The 16,833-nt window shown below is 53.9% G+C and carries 16 protein-coding genes; 2 read left to right on the top strand and 14 right to left on the bottom strand.

Translation table 11 applies throughout. From position 1 onward, the window contains the following. Positions 1 to 28: 28 nt before the first annotated feature. A complete protein-coding gene (gene mgtE / locus OCV69_RS00495; RefSeq protein WP_158358429.1) occupies positions 29 to 1,381 on the bottom strand; it encodes a magnesium transporter in 1,353 nt (450 codons plus the stop codon). Positions 1,382 to 1,673: 292 nt separating this feature from the next. Continuing rightward, a complete protein-coding gene (locus OCV69_RS00500) occupies positions 1,674 to 2,120 on the bottom strand; it encodes a hypothetical protein (protein WP_022272397.1) in 447 nt (148 codons plus the stop codon). A 229-nt stretch (positions 2,121 to 2,349) separates the two neighbouring features. On the opposite strand from OCV69_RS00500, the gene OCV69_RS00505 reads away from it, so the two are divergent. Beyond that, positions 2,350 to 3,720 carry an MATE family efflux transporter gene (locus tag OCV69_RS00505; RefSeq protein WP_158358369.1) on the top strand — a complete coding sequence of 457 codons (1,371 nt, stop codon included), beginning with the start codon at positions 2,350 to 2,352 and terminating at the stop codon, positions 3,718 to 3,720. 66 nt (positions 3,721 to 3,786) lie between these two features. On the opposite strand, the gene OCV69_RS00510 is transcribed toward OCV69_RS00505, so the two are convergent. From OCV69_RS00510 to ptsP, 3 genes are all read right to left on the bottom strand, one after another. Continuing rightward, positions 3,787 to 4,089: a YerC/YecD family TrpR-related protein gene (locus tag OCV69_RS00510; protein ID WP_022272395.1), complete on the bottom strand. Its 303-nt coding sequence runs from the start codon at positions 4,087 to 4,089 to the stop codon at positions 3,787 to 3,789. Between the two features lie 153 nt (positions 4,090 to 4,242). Beyond that, on the bottom strand, positions 4,243 to 5,061 hold the full coding sequence (locus OCV69_RS00515; protein WP_022272394.1) for a Cof-type HAD-IIB family hydrolase: 819 nt from the start codon (positions 5,059 to 5,061) through the stop codon (positions 4,243 to 4,245). Positions 5,062 to 5,063: 2 nt separating this feature from the next. Continuing rightward, complete coding sequence (ptsP, locus tag OCV69_RS00520) at positions 5,064 to 6,725, bottom strand: phosphoenolpyruvate--protein phosphotransferase (protein ID WP_022272393.1); 1,662 nt, start codon at positions 6,723 to 6,725, stop codon at positions 5,064 to 5,066. A gap of 160 nt (positions 6,726 to 6,885) precedes the next feature. On the opposite strand from ptsP, the gene OCV69_RS00525 reads away from it, so the two are divergent. Continuing rightward, complete coding sequence (locus OCV69_RS00525; RefSeq protein WP_158358370.1) at positions 6,886 to 7,473, top strand: C39 family peptidase; 588 nt, start codon at positions 6,886 to 6,888, stop codon at positions 7,471 to 7,473. 8 nt (positions 7,474 to 7,481) lie between these two features. On the opposite strand, the gene OCV69_RS00530 is transcribed toward OCV69_RS00525, so the two are convergent. The 9 genes from OCV69_RS00530 to OCV69_RS00570 form a co-directional block, all read right to left on the bottom strand. Next, complete coding sequence (locus tag OCV69_RS00530) at positions 7,482 to 8,153, bottom strand: YoaK family protein (protein ID WP_262427470.1); 672 nt, start codon at positions 8,151 to 8,153, stop codon at positions 7,482 to 7,484. Between the two features lie 85 nt (positions 8,154 to 8,238). Next, on the bottom strand, positions 8,239 to 8,625 hold the full coding sequence (locus OCV69_RS00535; RefSeq protein WP_158358372.1) for an InlB B-repeat-containing protein: 387 nt from the start codon (positions 8,623 to 8,625) through the stop codon (positions 8,239 to 8,241). A 3-nt stretch (positions 8,626 to 8,628) separates the two neighbouring features. Further along, a complete protein-coding gene (locus OCV69_RS00540; protein ID WP_022272389.1) occupies positions 8,629 to 9,690 on the bottom strand; it encodes a galactose/methyl galactoside ABC transporter permease MglC in 1,062 nt (353 codons plus the stop codon). A gap of 18 nt (positions 9,691 to 9,708) precedes the next feature. Beyond that, entirely contained in the window at positions 9,709 to 11,241 is a 1,533-nt protein-coding gene (locus OCV69_RS00545) for a sugar ABC transporter ATP-binding protein (protein WP_158358373.1), read from the bottom strand. A gap of 213 nt (positions 11,242 to 11,454) precedes the next feature. Continuing rightward, a complete protein-coding gene (locus tag OCV69_RS00550; RefSeq protein ID WP_022272387.1) occupies positions 11,455 to 12,639 on the bottom strand; it encodes a galactose ABC transporter substrate-binding protein in 1,185 nt (394 codons plus the stop codon). 188 nt (positions 12,640 to 12,827) lie between these two features. Next, positions 12,828 to 14,291 carry a M20 family metallopeptidase gene (locus OCV69_RS00555; protein WP_022272386.1) on the bottom strand — a complete coding sequence of 488 codons (1,464 nt, stop codon included), beginning with the start codon at positions 14,289 to 14,291 and terminating at the stop codon, positions 12,828 to 12,830. Positions 14,292 to 14,315: 24 nt separating this feature from the next. Continuing rightward, entirely contained in the window at positions 14,316 to 15,041 is a 726-nt protein-coding gene (locus tag OCV69_RS00560) for an amino acid ABC transporter ATP-binding protein (protein WP_158358430.1), read from the bottom strand. A 7-nt stretch (positions 15,042 to 15,048) separates the two neighbouring features. Then, entirely contained in the window at positions 15,049 to 15,738 is a 690-nt protein-coding gene (locus OCV69_RS00565; RefSeq protein WP_022272384.1) for an amino acid ABC transporter permease, read from the bottom strand. A 24-nt stretch (positions 15,739 to 15,762) separates the two neighbouring features. Beyond that, a complete protein-coding gene (locus OCV69_RS00570; RefSeq protein WP_158358374.1) occupies positions 15,763 to 16,716 on the bottom strand; it encodes a transporter substrate-binding domain-containing protein in 954 nt (317 codons plus the stop codon). Between the last annotated feature and the right edge of the window lie 117 nt (positions 16,717 to 16,833).

Genomic DNA, 16,833 nt, shown 5'->3' on the forward strand with positions numbered 1-16,833 from the left:
TTTAAGGGGCTTTCCCCATGTTTCTCTTTTATGCCGCCATATCCAGCAGATGGCAGGCCAGATTAAAGTATACCATCAGACTCACCGCGTCCACGATGGTGGTGATCATGGGCGACGCCATAATGGCCGGATCCAGCTTTAATACCTTGGCCCCGATGGGCAGGGTACAGCCGATGGTCTTGGCCGCCACCACAGTGGCAAACATACTGATGACCACCGTAACGCAGATCATGGTGTTTCCCGGATACTGGATCATCAGGCGGATAAAGTTCACCACCGCCAGCACAAAGCCCACCATAAAGCCGACCCGGATCTCCTTCCATAAGACCTTTAATACGTCCGACGGCTCGATCTCTCCCAGGGCCATGCCGCGGATCACCATGGTGCTGCTCTGGCTTCCCGAGTTTCCGCCGGTATCCATTAACATCGGGATAAAGCTTACTAACAGCGGCACCGCCGCAAAGGCAGTCTCATATTTTACCAGGATCGCACCAGTGATGGTGCTGGACAGCATCAGGATCAGAAGCCACGGGATCCTGTTTTTTGCAAGCTGGAACACGCTGGTCTTTAAATACGGCTTTTCACTGGGCAGCATGGCGGCCATCTTCTCGAAGTCCTCGGTGGCCTCTTCCTCCATGACCTCCATCACATCGTCTACGGTGATGATCCCCACCAGACGATCCTCGCTGTCCACCACAGGGATACATAAAAGTCCGTATCTGTTCATCATATCCGCCACAGCCTCCTGGTCCTCGGTGGTGGTCACCTTGATCACATGGGTGTCCATGATGGTCTCTAGGCGTGTCTCATAGGCGTTCATCAAAAGCTCCTTGACCGTGACCACGCCCTCCAGATGGCGCTTTTCATCCATCACATAGCAGGTATAAATGGTCTCCGAGTCCACGCCGTGATGACGGATATAGGCAAAGGACTGCTCTACGGTCATGTTCTTTTTCAGGCCCACATACTCGGCCGTCATGATGCTTCCGGCGCTGTTCTCCGGATAATTTAAGAACTGGTTGATGAGCTTTCTCGTATCCGGCGTCGTATTCTTCAGAACGCGGCGCACCACCGTCGCCGGAAGCTCCTCCAGCATATCCACCGCGTCGTCCACATACAGGTCCTCCACGATCTCTGAAAGCTCCTTATCGGTGATGCTGTTGATGATGTGGCTCTGGCTTTCCGCCGGAAGCTCCGCAAATACGTCCGTGGCCAGGGCCTTGGGCAGCATACGGAACACGATCACGGTCTTTTCCGAATCCAGTTCTTCCATAAATGAGGCGATATCCACCTCGTTGATCTCCAGAAGGGCTTCCTTTAACTGCCGGTACTTTTTTTCCTCCGCCAGATTTAAGAGCTTCTCCTTCTCTTCATTTTCCATAACTTCGTTTGACATCGTTTCTTCCTCCACTCCATATTTTCACCGGCATGGAGGCAAAACGTCCATTAAGAACGGCAATACACATAATGGGACTGCATTATGTCTATTGCCTCAGGTTCCGGGTGGGCGTCTGCCTCTGTCTTGCAACTTCGGCCTTCCATTATGTGCTCACATCCTTTCTTTTCTGGTCTGCCTTTCACATTATAAGTAAATTTTATCCAAATGGCAACCGCTTACGCAGGATTTTCCCAAAAACTTTGTATTCATCCAGCCGTGCGGCAAAGCTCTCCCCTTACTTCTGCTCAGGAATGTAAAATTCTGCCTTTCCGCAGTCCTCGCACCGGAGGACCTGCACGTCCAGTGATCCGCTGGCAAGACGGTTCCAGTCACTGAAAAAGAAGGTCTCCTCCCCCAGCTTAAGCTTCATGGATCCCAGATCCAGCATCTCCCCACCGCAGCGGAGACATGTTTTCCCGGTCCGCTTCTGTTCCCGGTCCTCCCTCTCCTTCTCCTGCTTTTCCTCTCTGGTCCTTTCCGCCTGCTCCACAAATTCCCGCAGCTCCTCCCGGGATTCTGCCCGGCCCGTTTCCCAGGCCAGAAGGCCCCGCTCCACATTGGTCATGGGAGAATATTTCTCATAGCATTCCTTACATACGGTCTGGGTCCCATTGCCGCAGTACAGGGATTTTCTCTCCCACCGCCCCAGGGATCTTCCGCAGAAAATACAGATCTTTTCCATATACATGCCTCCTTCCCGCTCTTTTCTTTATCCTATCACACTGGTCGGCTCCTTTCAACTGCGGAGGCAGTCCAGGCGGTTGACTTATGGCGGAATTTGCCGTATAATAGCCACAGAAAACGACCATCTACACAGGTCGTTTTTTTGTCTGGCTGTACCCCGGCCGCCGTCACGGCCCGGGATGCCTTCATACAGACCTTACATAAAATTACGAGAGGAGAACCAAACCATGTCATCTGAAAACAAAATGGGGGTCATGCCCATCAACAAGCTGATCCTGTCCATGTCCATCCCCATGATGCTGTCCATGCTGATCCAGGCCCTTTATAACATTGTAGACAGCATGTTCGTGGCCCAGATCAGCGAAAACGCCCTGACGGCCGTATCCCTGGCCTTCCCGGCACAAAACCTGATGATCGCCGTAGCTACTGGCACAGGCGTCGGCATCAACGCCACCCTTTCCAGAAGCCTGGGCGAAAAAAACTTCCAGAAGGCCAACCGCATCGCCATCCACGCCCTGTTCCTGGCCTTCATGAGCTTTCTGGCTTTCGCTGTTTTCGGCCTGTTTTTCGCGGAGCACTTTTTCCTGGCCCAGACCAGGGACCCGGAGATCGTGGAGATGGGCACCGTCTATCTCCAGATCTGTACCGTCCTTTCCTTTGGGCTCTTCGGCGAGATCGCCTTTGAGCGGCTCATGCAGTCCACCGGCCGGACCTTTTACTCTATGATCATCCAGGGAACGGGAGCGATCTTAAATATCATCCTGGACCCCATTATGATCTTTGGTCTCCTGGGCTTCCCGAAAATGGGGGTAGCCGGAGCGGCCCTGGCCACTGTCACCGGGCAGATCATTGCCCTGATCCTGGGCTTTGTCCTGAATACCACCAGAAACCACGAGATCCATCTGGCCTTTAAGGGCTTCCGGCCGGAAAAGGAGATCATCGGCCATATTTATGCCGTGGGCATCCCGTCCATCATCATGGCCTCCATCGGCAGCGTCATGACCTTTGGCATGAATAAGATCCTCATTGCCTTCACTTCCACGGCCACTGCCGTATTCGGAGTGTACTTTAAGCTCCAGAGCTTCGTGTTCATGCCTGTATTCGGCTTAAACAACGGTACTGTTCCCATCATTGCCTATAACTTCGGTGCCGGAAGACCGGACCGGATCGTAAAGACTTTGAAGCTGTCCATCGCCTACGCCGTTTCCATTATGATCGCGGGGCTTCTGCTGTTCAACCTGGCTGCTGAGAATCTTCTAATGATCTTCAATGCCTCTGACTCCATGCTGGAGATCGGCGTGCCGGCCCTTAAGATCATCTCCCTGAGCTTTATCTTAGCCGGCTTCGGCATCGCCTGCTCCTCCCTGTTCCAGGCCATGGGCCACGGCATGCTGAGCCTGTGGGTGTCTGTTTTAAGACAGCTGGTGATCCTCCTTCCCGCGGCCTTTCTTTTCGCAAAGACCCTGGGGCTTTCCTACGTATGGTTCGCCTTCCCCCTGGCAGAGGTTTTTTCCGCCGGGGTCAGTGCCGTATTCCTGCGCCATGTTTACAAAAAGGAGATCCTTCCGCTGAAACAGTCCCTCAGCCGGGAGAAATAAGATGCAAAAGAAAAAAGCTGCCTCCGGGACCATGATCCATGGTCACCGGAAGGCAGCTTTTTCGTTTTATTTTTCCTCGAAGGGATATCCCAGGCGTTTAAACACCATATCATAGCCGTCGTTCCCATAATTTAAGGACCGGTTCACCCGGCTGATGGTGGCGGTGGAAGCGCCGGTGCGCTCGGCGATATCCAGATACGTTTTCTTTTCCCGGAGCATCTTGGCGACCTCATACCTCTGGGACAGGGACAGCAGTTCATTGACCGTACACACGTCCTCAAAAAACGCGTAGCACTCCTCCGGAGACTTTAAGGTCAGCACCGCTTCAAAAAGATGGTCCACAGCTTCCGTTTTTATCTTTTTATTCATGTTCAGACTCCCCTTTGTGAGACATATTTTTCCATTATCCGATGGTTTCCCAGCAGCTTCCCTGCCCGATACACAAGTAATATTTTAACACATTAAAGTTTTTAAGTCCAGTCATTTACAAAATATATTTATAAAAACCGCTGTTCTCCCCCCCTACGTCAGCAAGAACTGCTCCACCACCATTGCAACTCCGTCGTCGTTGTTGGAGGCAGTGATATGATCCGCCGCCTTCCGGACCGGAAGCACTGCGTTTTCCATGGCCACCCCCAGGCCTGCATACCGGATCATGGAAAGATCGTTATAGCCGTCACCGCAGGCGATCATCTGCTCCCTGGACAGTCCCGACACCTCCAGAAGCCGCTCCAGGCTCTGGGCCTTATCGATGCCCCTGGGAAGGATCTCCAGGAAAAACGGCTCTGACCGGTAAACGCTGAAGTTTTTTCCCAGGGCCGCCTTCACCCTGGGCTCCACCATGGCCAGATAATCCCCATCATCCATCATCAGGAACTTGGGAACTGGAAAATCCACATAGGACGCCAGATCTGCCTTCTCCACCACCTCCATGGAGTTGATGCGGCTCTCCAGCTTTCCATAGGGACATTCTGCGTTATTGGTGATGATGCGGCTGTCCTCATATGTCAAAATATCCACCCGGTGCTCCTCTGCCAGACCGATGATGGTCCGGTTGGACTCCACCGGCAGCTCCCGGGAAAATACCACTTCCCCGGTGGTGCAGTTCATGATCCGTCCGCCGTTATAGGACAGGATAAAGCCACCGTAGGCTTTCAGATCCAGCTCCTCCGCCAGGGGCATGACCCCCTGGGTCGGCCTCCCGGAGGCCAGCACCACCTTTTTCCCCCTGGCCTGGGCCTCCATCAGGGCCTTTTTCGTCCGGGGCGTGATCACCTTATCCCGGTTCGTCAGAGTGCCGTCCAGATCCAGCACGATGATCTCATATTGGTTCTGCTTCATTTCTAAACTCCTTGGTCATTTTCTGTTTCTTCCAGACAGATCTCCCGGATTCTCTTTCTCAAGGGCAGAAGGAAGGAAGGCGACACCGACAGCTCCCGGATCCCCATTTTCAAAAAGACTTCCGTAAGGGAAGGATCCGCTGCCAGTTCTCCGCAGATCCCGGCCCGGATCCCGGCTTTTTGGGCGTTTTCTGCCACATATGCGATGAGCCTCAGGACCGCCGGATGACGGGGATCGTAAAAATCATCCAGGCGGTCATTCTGCCGGTCCGCCGCCAGGGTGTACTGGGTCAGATCGTTGGTGCCGATGCTGAAAAAATCCACCTTTTCCGCCAGCTCTCCGCTTAAAATGGCAGCCGCCGGAGTCTCGATCATAATGCCCAGGTCCACATGGCCCATGGGGATCCCTTCCCGTTCCAGCTCCTCCCGAACCTGGAACGCCATGGCTTTGGCCTCCTCCACCTCCCAGAGGGAGGCCACCATGGGAAACATCACTGAGACCTTCCCATAGGCGCTGGCCCGGTAGATGGCCCGCAGCTGGGTGCGGAAGATCTCCGGCCGCTTCAGGCAGATCCGCAGGGCCCTGAAGCCCATGGCCGGATTGGCCTCTTTTTCTATGCCAAAATAGTCTGCTGTCTTATCTGCCCCAATGTCCAGTGTGCGGATGACCACCTCTCTTCCGCCCATGCGCTCTGCTGTCTGGCGGTAGGCAGAAAACAGCTCGTCCTCTGTGGGGTACGTCTCCTTTTCCAGATATAGAAATTCACTCCGGAACAGGCCCACGCCTGCGCCCCTGGATCCCAGGACCGCCTCCACATCCTCCGGACCTCCGATATTGGCGTAAAGCTCCACCCGGGTCCCGTCCCGGGTCACATCCGGCAGGTCCCGGATCTCCAGCAGAAGCCTTGCCGCTTCCTCCTGGCGGGCCTTTTTTTCCTTCAGCCTTTCAAGGGTCTCCGGATCCGGATCCACATAGAGGATCCCCTCCTCCCCGTCGATGGCCGCCAGTCTTCCGTCCCATTCCCGGGCCACAGGAACCGACACCAGGGCCGGGATCTCCATGGTCCTTGCCAGAATGGCTGTGTGGGAATTGGCAGAGCCCTGCTCGGTCACAAAGCCCAGGATCTTTTTCTTATCCAGAAGAACGGTCTCGCTGGGAGCCAGGTCCCTGGCTGCAAGGATCACCGGCTCTGAAAGGGCCGGTCCCCTTCCGCACCGTCCGCCGCCCTTTTCCTCTTCCTCCAGGATCCGCAGGAGACGATCCGACACATCCCGGATATCCGCAGCCCTGGCCCTCAGATACTCGTCCTCCATCTCCAGGAACAGACGGCAGAGCTCGTCCCCCACCGTTTCCACTGCAAAGGCAGCGTTGACCCTCTCTCCTGTGATCGCCCTGGTCACAGAATTTCTGTATTCCTCATCCTTAAGAAGCATCCGGTGGCCCATGAACACCGCAGCGCTGTCTGCTCCTGCCTCTCCCAGAGCCCTCTCATACAGGGCTTCCAGCTCCTTTTCCGCCTGCTCCAGGGCCCGCTCATAGCGCGAAAGCTCCCTCTCTGTGTCCTCCACCTGCCGCCGGACCACGCTCGGTTCTTCTTTCTCATAGTACTGGAGCCTTCCCACCGCAGTTCTTTTTAAGACTGATCTTCCTCTGACTATTTCCATACTCCGGTTCCTCCATCCTTTTATTCTAAACATATTTCCTCCAGGAATCAACACCTTCCCCCATCTATGCTGAAAAAAGTGATACTCTTCCGGAGGTCTTGACATTTTTGTCTCCAAAACTCATAATATAACCATACATACTCTTACAAAGGAGGACCTTATGAAATATTTAAATCAGCTGGATCATCCAGATATCCCGTATCCCACCGACGCCGCCACCGAGGGCAGCCGCTTCCACGATCTCTCCATTAAGGAGGCGGGCTGCGGCCTCTGCTCCCTGGCTATGATGGTGGACCGTCTCACCACAAAGACCATTTCCTTAAAGCGCCTGATCGCCCTTTCCTTAAAGCATAAGGCCAATCTCCATCCCGGAACGGATATGAAGATCCTGGGGCCCGTGGTGGCGGATCTGTACGATCTGGACTTTTCCACCACCAACCGCGTGAAAAAGGCCATGCAGCACTTAAAGAACGGCGGCAGCGTCATCGCCAACGTGGGCGGAGACCGGGAAGGCTATACCGGAGTATTTTCCCACGGCGGCCACTACGTCCTGCTTTTATCCGCCGGAAAGGACAGCATCTGTGTCCTGGATCCGTCTTTAAAGGAGGGCAAATACGAGGAACCGGGAAGAGAGGGAAAGGTGCGCCTGGACGCTCCCTTTGCCTACTGCTCCCCGGAGCTGATGGAAAAGGAAACAGATAACCGGAATCCCGGCTTTTACCTTTTCTCCAGAAAAGAGCCCTGCTAAAGCAGCGGTCACACCTCCGCCATCCTGCGGTGATACCGGATAAAAAGGATGGCCGATAAAAGCGCCGCCGCACAGACCCAGACCGCCCGTTCTGCCAGCACCTGGCAGAGCAGGGCGCTGGCGGCTGCACCGGCCACAAAGACCAGGTCGATCCAGTAATACCATAATCCGTACTTCCTCTGCTCACCGTTGTTTTCAAGAGTCCCCACGGCCAGAAGCTCGGTCCCGCTTCTTAAATTTCCTGTACACATGGTAGTGGCAAAGGCCATGCCGTGCATCTTCCGGAACGCTTCTACCTGCATGGCGCAGGAAAAACCGATCAGACAGTTCACCAGAGAATTCCACTTCTGGGGCATGAATCCGGCCAGGACCATCACCAGAAGCTCCAGCCACAGGATCCCCTCTTTCCAGTGGACCGTTCCGTTTTCACCCACCCGCATACGGATCCATTCTGTCAGAAAGATCCCCGCCGCATAGGCGGCCACCGGGATCAGATACCGTCCGGCCACAGCCAGATCTCCCCGGGCCAGGCTGATCCCCATAAGGGCGATATTTCCCGTTTCCGCAGTGGCAAATACCTGGCCCCGCACCAGATAGGAATACGCGTCCAGGAACCCGCCGGAAAACATCAGGATCGAACCCAGGCGTATGGATTCGGATACTTTTTTACTCGTCAGCATGTACTTCTCCTTGAATCCAAAGGCCCCACCGCCGCTGTGCAAAACGCGCAGGAAGGACAGTGAGGCCTTATCTGTACTTTCTTGTTTATTTATCCCGCCATTTGGCATAAAGCGTCATGGGACCGGTGACTGTATCCTTTGACAGATCCCAGGGGATCGTCAGATTTTCGTCTGTATACCAGCCCTCAAATACGCTTCCCTCCCGGACAGGCTCCTCCGGCACTGTCACCAGATCGCCGTACATCCGCTTCTGGCTCTCCACCACAGTCCCGCCCCGGGCGTCAAAATCCACCATGTATCCACGGTTGGCATAACCGATCCCAAAGCAGATCACCAGGGCTGCCCCCAGGACAATGATGATCCAGTTTAAGGACCGTTCTGAGATCTTCACATATTTATAAAGACCCCGGAATTCTCTCTCCGGCCCCTTGTCCTGTTCCGGAGAGCCTCCGTTTTCTCTCTTATCTTCCATCTCTTACTTCCGCACCAGATACTTACGCATATCAATGGCACAGGCTACCAGGATGATCAGACCCTTGATGATGTAAAGCATGTTGGGGTCAACGGAAAGGAAGTTCAGTCCGGCGAAGATGATCTGCAGCAGCAGAACGCCTACTACGATGCCGCTGATGCGTCCGATACCGCCGACGAAGGATACGCCGCCGATTACGCAGGCCGCGATGGCGTCACACTCATAGTTGAGACCTGTATTGGCGTTGGCAGATGCGATACGGGCACCGTCGAAGAAACCGGTGATGCCGTACATAACGCCGGCAAGCATGAATACCAGGATGATGGTGCGGGCCACGTTTACGCCGGATACATTGGCTGCTTCCTCGTTGGAGCCAACGGCAAACATATTTTTACCGAAGGTGGTCTTGTTCCAGATCACCCACATAACGGCTGTCAGGATCACTGCGTACAGAACGTATCTGGGGATGGCAACGCCGCCGATGGTGAATAAGGTTCCTGTGATCAGAGAACGGTAGCTGTCGGTCAGTCCGCTTAAGGTCTGTCCGTTGTTGACGCCGTTCATTAAGTACATAAGGATGATACCGTATGTGATCAGCTGGGTGGACAGGGTCACGATAAAGGGATGCAGCTTAAATTTCGCCACGCTGAAGCCGTTTACGAAGCCAACGGCAGCGCCTACGCCCAACACGATCAGAAGCACCACCGGAATGGGCATCGCAGATGTCATGTTGGGGAATACCTTAAATACAGTGGTCAGTAAGGAAGCGGAGATACACGCTGCCAGACCTACCACACGGCCTGCGGAAATATCCGTACCAGTCAGTACGATACAGCCGCCGATCCCCAGGGCGATGGGCAGCTTTGCCGCCGTCAGGGAAATAATATTTACAATTGAAGAAAGACTGATGAATTTGGGCTGTTTCACGGTGATGAAAATGATCGCGATGGCAATGATGATATACATCGCGTTGTTTAAGATCAGATCCCCAATCTTTCTCTGCTGGTCTTTCTTGGAAAGCGCTTTAAATTCCTGTGCTTTGGATGTTGCTTTATTGTCAGCCACAGTTCATTCCTCCTATCCTTATGCAAATTTCGCAGCGAGAGCCATGATCTCTTCCTGCGTCGTTGTTCTTGCGTCCACCTCACCGGCCAGCTGTCCGCCGGACATAACCAGGATCCGGTCGCAGACGCCCAAAAGCTCCGGCATCTCGGAGGAAACCATCAGCACGGTCTTTCCTTCCTTGGCCAGATTAAGGATCAGCTGGTAAATCTCATATTTCGCGCCCACGTCGATACCGCGGGTGGGCTCGTCCAGAAGGAGCACCTCCGGCTCCGTCAAAAGCCACCGGGCCAGGATCACCTTCTGCTGGTTTCCGCCGGATAAGGAACGGATCTGGGTCCTCTGGCTGGGCGTTTTGGTACGCATGGCCTTGATCCCCCATTCCGTGGCTTCGCTCATTTTCTTATCGCTGAGGAACGGACCCACCTTATATCTCTGGAAGCTGGATATGGTGGTGTTGGCCTGGATATCGCGGATGCCAAAAATACCAGTGGCACGTCTTTCCTCGGTCAGCAGGGCAAATTTATTTTTTATGGATTCCCTGGCATTGCGGTTCATCACCCGTTTGCCATGGAGATAGATCTCGCCTTCTTTTCTTGTGGCGATCCCGAAGATATTCTCCAGAAGCTCCGTCCGTCCGGAGCCGTCCAGGCCTGCAATGCCCAGGACTTCGCCCTTTTTCGCCACGAACGATACGTCGCGGAGCTTGGAGTAGGCGGCAGTCAGTCCCTTTACCTCCAACAGAGGCTCTCCTACCACATTATCCTTCTCCGGATACAGGTTTGTAAGCTCTCGGCCTACCATCAGCTTGATGATCTCGTTCATTGTCAGATCCTTCGCCGGCTTTGTGGCGATCCACTGGCCGTCGCGCATGATGGTAACGTCATCCGAGATCCGTAAGATCTCTTTCATCTTATGGGAGATATAGATGATCCCGCAGCCGCGGTCACGCAGCATATTGATGATCCGGAACAGATGCTCTACCTCTTCCTCAGTCAGGGAGGAGGTGGGCTCATCAAATACGATCACCTTGGAATTATAGGAAACCGCCTTGGCGATCTCCACCATCTGTCTCTGGGATACGGGCATGGTGCTCATCACGGTTTTCGGGTCCACGTTCACATCCAGTTCATCGAACAGCTTTTTCGTGGCCTCGTACATTTTGGATTCACTGGTCAGAGGACACCATTTGGAGATCTTCGGGAACCGGCCCAGCCACATGTTATCCATAACATTGCGCTTTAATGCCTGGTTTAACTCCTGGTGCACCATTGCCACTCCATTTTCCAGAGCTTCCTTGGAAGTCTTAAAGCTGACCTCCTTGCCGTCCAGGTAAATATGGCCTGCATCCTTGTTGTAAACACCGAACAGGCACTTCATAAGAGTGGACTTACCGGCTCCGTTCTCGCCCATAAGAGCATGAACCGTCCCGGCACGGACCGTCAGGGAAACATTATCCAGGGCCTTTACGCCGGGGAATGATTTGCAGATCCCCTCCATGCGCAGCAGCACGGGCTGGTTTCCCGATCCAGTGGCATTTGTTGTGTCTTTCATACTCAAATCATCGCCTCCTGATTCTCAAGTATTTCGCTATACGCCGTTTCGTCATACTGGAAACGTCATCTCCGTATGGCGCAGAACAGGACCTTTTTCTGGTCCTGTTCTTTCCCGCGGCAGCCGCCACATGAGCATGCGCACATGTTCATCTGGCCGATGCGCGCGTAAAAAATACGGCCGCACCGAAGTGCGGCCGCATCATCGATGACTTTATTCCTCGCCTGTGTACATAGCGTAAGGAATATTCACACGCCATGTTCCTACTACGTTGGCTGCATCGACACCCTCAAATGTTTCTGCGCTTGTCAGATAGTTTGCTGTGATCTGGGCGATGGTGTTGGCCATACCTTCAGCATCCTGTTTGATGGTACCTGTCATTGTACCGGCTGCGATCGCGTCCTTTGCAGCGTCAGTAGCATCTACGCCGAATACCGGGATCACAGTAGCGCCTTCTTTGTTGTAGCCGGCGTTCTGGAGAGCGGTAACGGATCCGATCGCCATCTCGTCGTTGTTGGCGATAACAAGCTCAACCATGTTGTTGTTTGCTTCGCTGTACTGGGACAGGATCGTCTGCATATACTCGGTAGCTGCTGCTGCGGACCACAGACCGCCCTGGTCAACCAGATATTTGTTTGTGTTGCTTGCGTCATAGAAAGCTAACGGCTTCTTGCCGGCTGCTTCCAGGACCTTGTCCGCATCTTCCTGGCCAAACTGGGTACGTGCGATTGCCTCGGCGTTGCCCTCCTGGCCCTTGAACATTACGTAGGAGATCTGGCCGTCGCCGTTGAGATCTACGGTATCGTAATTCTCAACCAGGTACTCACCGATCATTTCGCCCTGCATATGGCCGGCCATCTCATAATCTGTACCTACGAATACAGCCTTGTCGTATGCGGAAACGACTTCCTCGCTTACAGAACGGTTGAAGAAGATCACCGGGATGCTCTGTGCCTTTGCCAGCTCGATGATATTCTTTGCAGCGTCGTCAGAACCGCTGTCCACCAGGTTTACTACCAGAAGAGAGGTTCCTTTTGCGATGGCTGTGGAAACCTGCTCGGTCTGGGTCGTCTGGCTGTTGTTGGAGTCGTAGTCCTGGTACTTGATGCCAGCCTTATCAAGAGCTGCATCCAGTGCGGAACGCACGCTGGAGATATATGTATCGCCGTATGTATAGTATAATACGGAGATCTCTCCTGCGTCTGCTAAATCCTTGGCGGCTTCTGTAACTGCTTCTGTAACTTTTTCTGTCTCTTTTTCGTCTGCTTTTGTTGTCTCTGCTGCTGCGGCTGTTGTCTCTGCCGGTGCTGCTGCGGACTCCTTCTTATCGCCGCCGCCGCATGCTGTCATGCTGGCTACAAGGCCGGCTGCAAGAAGAACGCTTACTAATTTTTTCATTTTGAATTCCTCCTCTTCTTTCGGTTTGTTATATATTAAACAACCATACCGTATTATACCCCATTCCATAGGTTTTGTAAAGGATTACCGATATTTTTTTATATAGCCTTCCATTTTTTGTATAAATCGGCCCAATCCGACAGAATCCGAGGAGAAATCTCTTGTTTTATATCTACAATTTTCCTTATTTACATCTTTTCACCCGGAACTACCGGTACTGCGCCTTCGGGAACCGGGCAGAAATAGCCGCCGTAGCGTTTCATTTTTGCCTCGTATTCATCCCTGGCCGCCTGTAAGACCTCCGGCTTTTCCATCAGATCCACAGCGGCTGCCGCCAGGACCTTGCCGGCCATGAGCATGGCCTTATGGGCAATGGAGGTGCGTCCGCAGGACACGTTCTGCCAGGAATGGCCCGGAGCCTTGGACGGATATGTGGCGGTATTGATCTGTGCCGTAGGAACCAGCCAGCTCACGTCGCCCACATCTGTGGAGCCCATGCGCGGATGCTCCGAATAGAAATACGGGATCAGGAAGTCGTTGATGGCTTTTGTCCCATGCTCCGAGGCTTTATCTACAAATTCGTAAAGCTCCTCGCTGTCCTCTGTAAAATCTCCTGGGAGCTTATTGTCCTTCATCTCCACAGAATCGCAGAGGGCCTGGGCGTAGGCGATCTCTTCCTCTGTATATTCCGGCATCTCCACCTGGCTGAAGTTTTCCCAGAGGAGCTTCTCCAGCACCTTATTGGGAACTGTATTGGAGCAGCCGTCAATGAACTTCTTCTCCATGGTGGTATCCGTCATCATGGACGCAGCCAGGGCGATCCGGTCCACACGCTCCTGAAGAGCCAGGGCCTCCTTGGCCCAGATGGAGCGCACCATATAGAGCACCTGTGCCCTGGGCTGCACCACATTGGGTGAATCTCCGCCGGCATCAGTGATGGAATAATGGATCCTGGCCGTATCCGGCATATGCTCCCGCAGGAACTGGACTCCAATGTTCATCAGCTCCACAGCGTCCAGGGCGGAACGGCCCTGCTCCGGGGCTCCCGCCGCGTGGGAGGCAACGCCGGTGAATTTATACTCTGTCTGGATGCAGGTATTGCAGGTACCGGAGGTTACCTGGTTTTCTGTTCCCGGATGCCAGGTGAGGGCCGCGTCGCATTCCTTAAATACGCCGTCCCTGGCCATGAAGGCCTTGGTGGCAGCTCCCTCTTCGCCGGGACAGCCATAGAGGATCACCTTTCCGCTCCCCTCTCCCTTTTCCTCCAGATAGTGCTTGATGGCAAAGGCAGCCGCCATGGATCCGGCTCCCAGAAGATTGTGGCCGCAGCCGTGGCCGTTGCCGTTGGATACCAGCTCTTCACGGCTCTGCTGTCCGGCCACCTGGGAAAGCCCTGTGAGGGCGTCGTACTCGGCCAGGATCCCGATCACCGGCTTTCCGGAGCCATAGGACGCACGGAACGCCGTCTCAATGCCGCAGAAGGGGTGCTCCACCTCGAAGCCCTCCTCCTTTAATACCTGGGCGTACAGCTCCCCGGATTTAAATTCCCTCAGGGAAAGCTCCGCAAAATCCCAGATCTTATCGGATGTGTCGATGATCACGTCTGCTTTCTCGTCAATATAGCTTAAAACCTTCTTTTTTTCGTCGGTCATGGTTCTGCCCCTCCTGTTTTCTTCTTAATACAATACCTTGCTTAAAAATTCCTTTGTACGCGGGTTGGACGGATGATTGAACACCTGGTCCGGACTGCCCTTTTCGGCGATGATCCCGCCGTCCATGAAAAATACCCGGTCAGAGACCTCCTTGGCAAAGCCCATCTCATGGGTCACGATCACGGTGGTCATTCCCGTCTTTACCAGGCTCTTTATAACCTGGAGCACCTCTCCCACCATCTCCGGGTCCAGGGCCGAGGTGGGCTCGTCAAACAGCATCACATCCGGCTCCATGGCCAGGGCGCGGACGATGGCAAGACGCTGCTTCTGGCCGCCGGAAAGCTTTTTGGGATACTGGTCTGCCTTTTCCTGAAGGCCTACCCGGGCCAACAGCTCCGCTGCCATCTCATCGGCCTCCTTCTGGCTCTTCTTCCCCAGGAGCACCGGAGCCAGGGTCACGTTCTTCCCCACGGTCAGATTGTTGAATACATTAAAATGCTGGAACACCATTCCCATCTTCTGCCGATGGAGGTTGATGTCCACGCTCTTGTCGGTGATGTCGGTGCCCTCAAAATAAATACGGCCGGAGGTGGGCGTTTCCAGCAGGTTCAGGCACCGCAGGAAGGTGCTCTTTCCTCCTCCTGACGGACCGATGATGGAGACCACCTCGCCCTTGGAGATGGTTTCAGACACGCCCTTTAACACCTGAAGGCTTCCAAACGATTTATGCAGATCCTCCACACGGATCAGTTCACTGCTAGCGCTCACTTGCGTTCATCCTCCTCTCCAGTAATGCGATCAGCTTGGACATAACGAATGTCACAAGGAAATAAATGATGCCCACGATGGTCAACGGCTCCAGAACACGGAAGGTAATGCCGTTGATGGTCTTAAACTGAGTCATCAGCTCTCCGATAAAGAAGGTGGATGCCAGGGATGTTTCCTTGACAATGGCCACAAACTCATTGCAGAGAGCGGGAAGGATATTTTTTACTGCCTGGGGCAGTACGATATGGATCATGGCCTGACGGCTGTTTAAGCCTAAGGACCGGGCCGCCTCGGTCTGTCCCGCGTCCACAGCCTGGATCCCGGCCCGGACGATCTCACAGACATAGGCTGTGGAGTTGACGCAGCAGGCGATCATCACGCAGGTGAACTCGCTGAGATCCAGCGCCGGAAACCACTGGGGCAGCATAAAATAGAAGAAATAAAGCTGTAAGAGGATCGGCGTTCCCCGGATCACCTCCACGTAGACCACGGCAGCAGCGTGAAGGGGCTTAAACCTTCCGATCCCCCAGCTGCTGCGGTGCATCATCGCCATCAGAGAGCCGGACACGGTGCTGATCAGCACCGTGAGAGCTCCCATATATAATGTCATCCATAAGCCATGAAGGAAGAGGGACGAATATTCGGTCCACACCTTTCCCATAACTGTGAAAAATTCCATTGGATCTTCTCCTTTCTTTCCGGCCTATTTCATCTCTATGCCAAGGCTTTCTGCCAGAGCCCGGGCTTCCTCGGTCCACTGGCTGTAAAGGCCCGATTCATTGACCTCTGCGATGATCCCGTTTAAGGCCTCCAGAAGCTCATCCTCGCCCTTTTTAACGGCGATGACATTGCCCTCGTCGGAATGATCAAATTTAAACTCCGTCATGGCGATCTCCGGGTAGGACTTCATCAGCATCTCTCCGTTATCGTAGGAGACTGCCAGAGCGTCGGCCTTCCCTGTGGTCAGCATCAGAACGCCGTCGGTGATAGCTGTAACTGGCTGGAACTGGATATCCGACGGAAGCTGTTCTGTCACCAGGGACTGCTGCAGGGAGGCATTCTGGGCTACGACCTTCTTTCCGGAAAAATCCTCCGCTGTTTTATAGGAAGCCGCATCCTCCTTCAGCACCAGAAGGGTATGGCCCTTATCCTCAGACTGGATGTTGTAACGGTCCGAAAGTCCCAGGGTCTCGGCACGCTCCTCAGTATAGGCAAATCCGGAGATTCCCATATCGATGGTGCCGGAGGCAAGTCCCTGCTGGATCGCGGAAAACTCCATAGCCTTGATCTCCAGCTCCACTCCCAGCTTTTCAGCGATATATTTGCCCAGCTCAATATCGGAGCCCACGTACTCGACGCCCTTCGCGCCAACGTTTTTAAACTCCATGGGAGCGAAATCCGGCGCGGTCCCCATGGTGATCTTTCCAGAAGCCAGGATCTTTCCCAGACGGCTTTCGGGATCCACATCCACGGCGGACACGGTGGCTTCTGCCTCACTTCCATCTCCGGCCTTTTCAGTCTCTTCTGCCGCAGCTGCTGTGCCGGAGGACTCTGCCTTCGTATCTGCTGCAGTCTCCTTGCTTTCTCCGCCGGAACATCCGGTCATCCATGCCATGGATATCATCGCTGCCATTGCCACAAATACATGCTTTTTCATAATTATTCCTCTTTTCTTTTTTTTATGCTTCATATATGCAGTTTCCAACGGCCATTTATTGGTGGCCTTTGTTTATGTTACGCATTATAATGCATAAATATTCTTTTGTAAAGAGAT

Source organism: Alitiscatomonas aceti (assembly GCF_025567195.1).
Taxonomy (GTDB): domain Bacteria; phylum Bacillota; class Clostridia; order Lachnospirales; family Lachnospiraceae; genus Alitiscatomonas; species Alitiscatomonas aceti.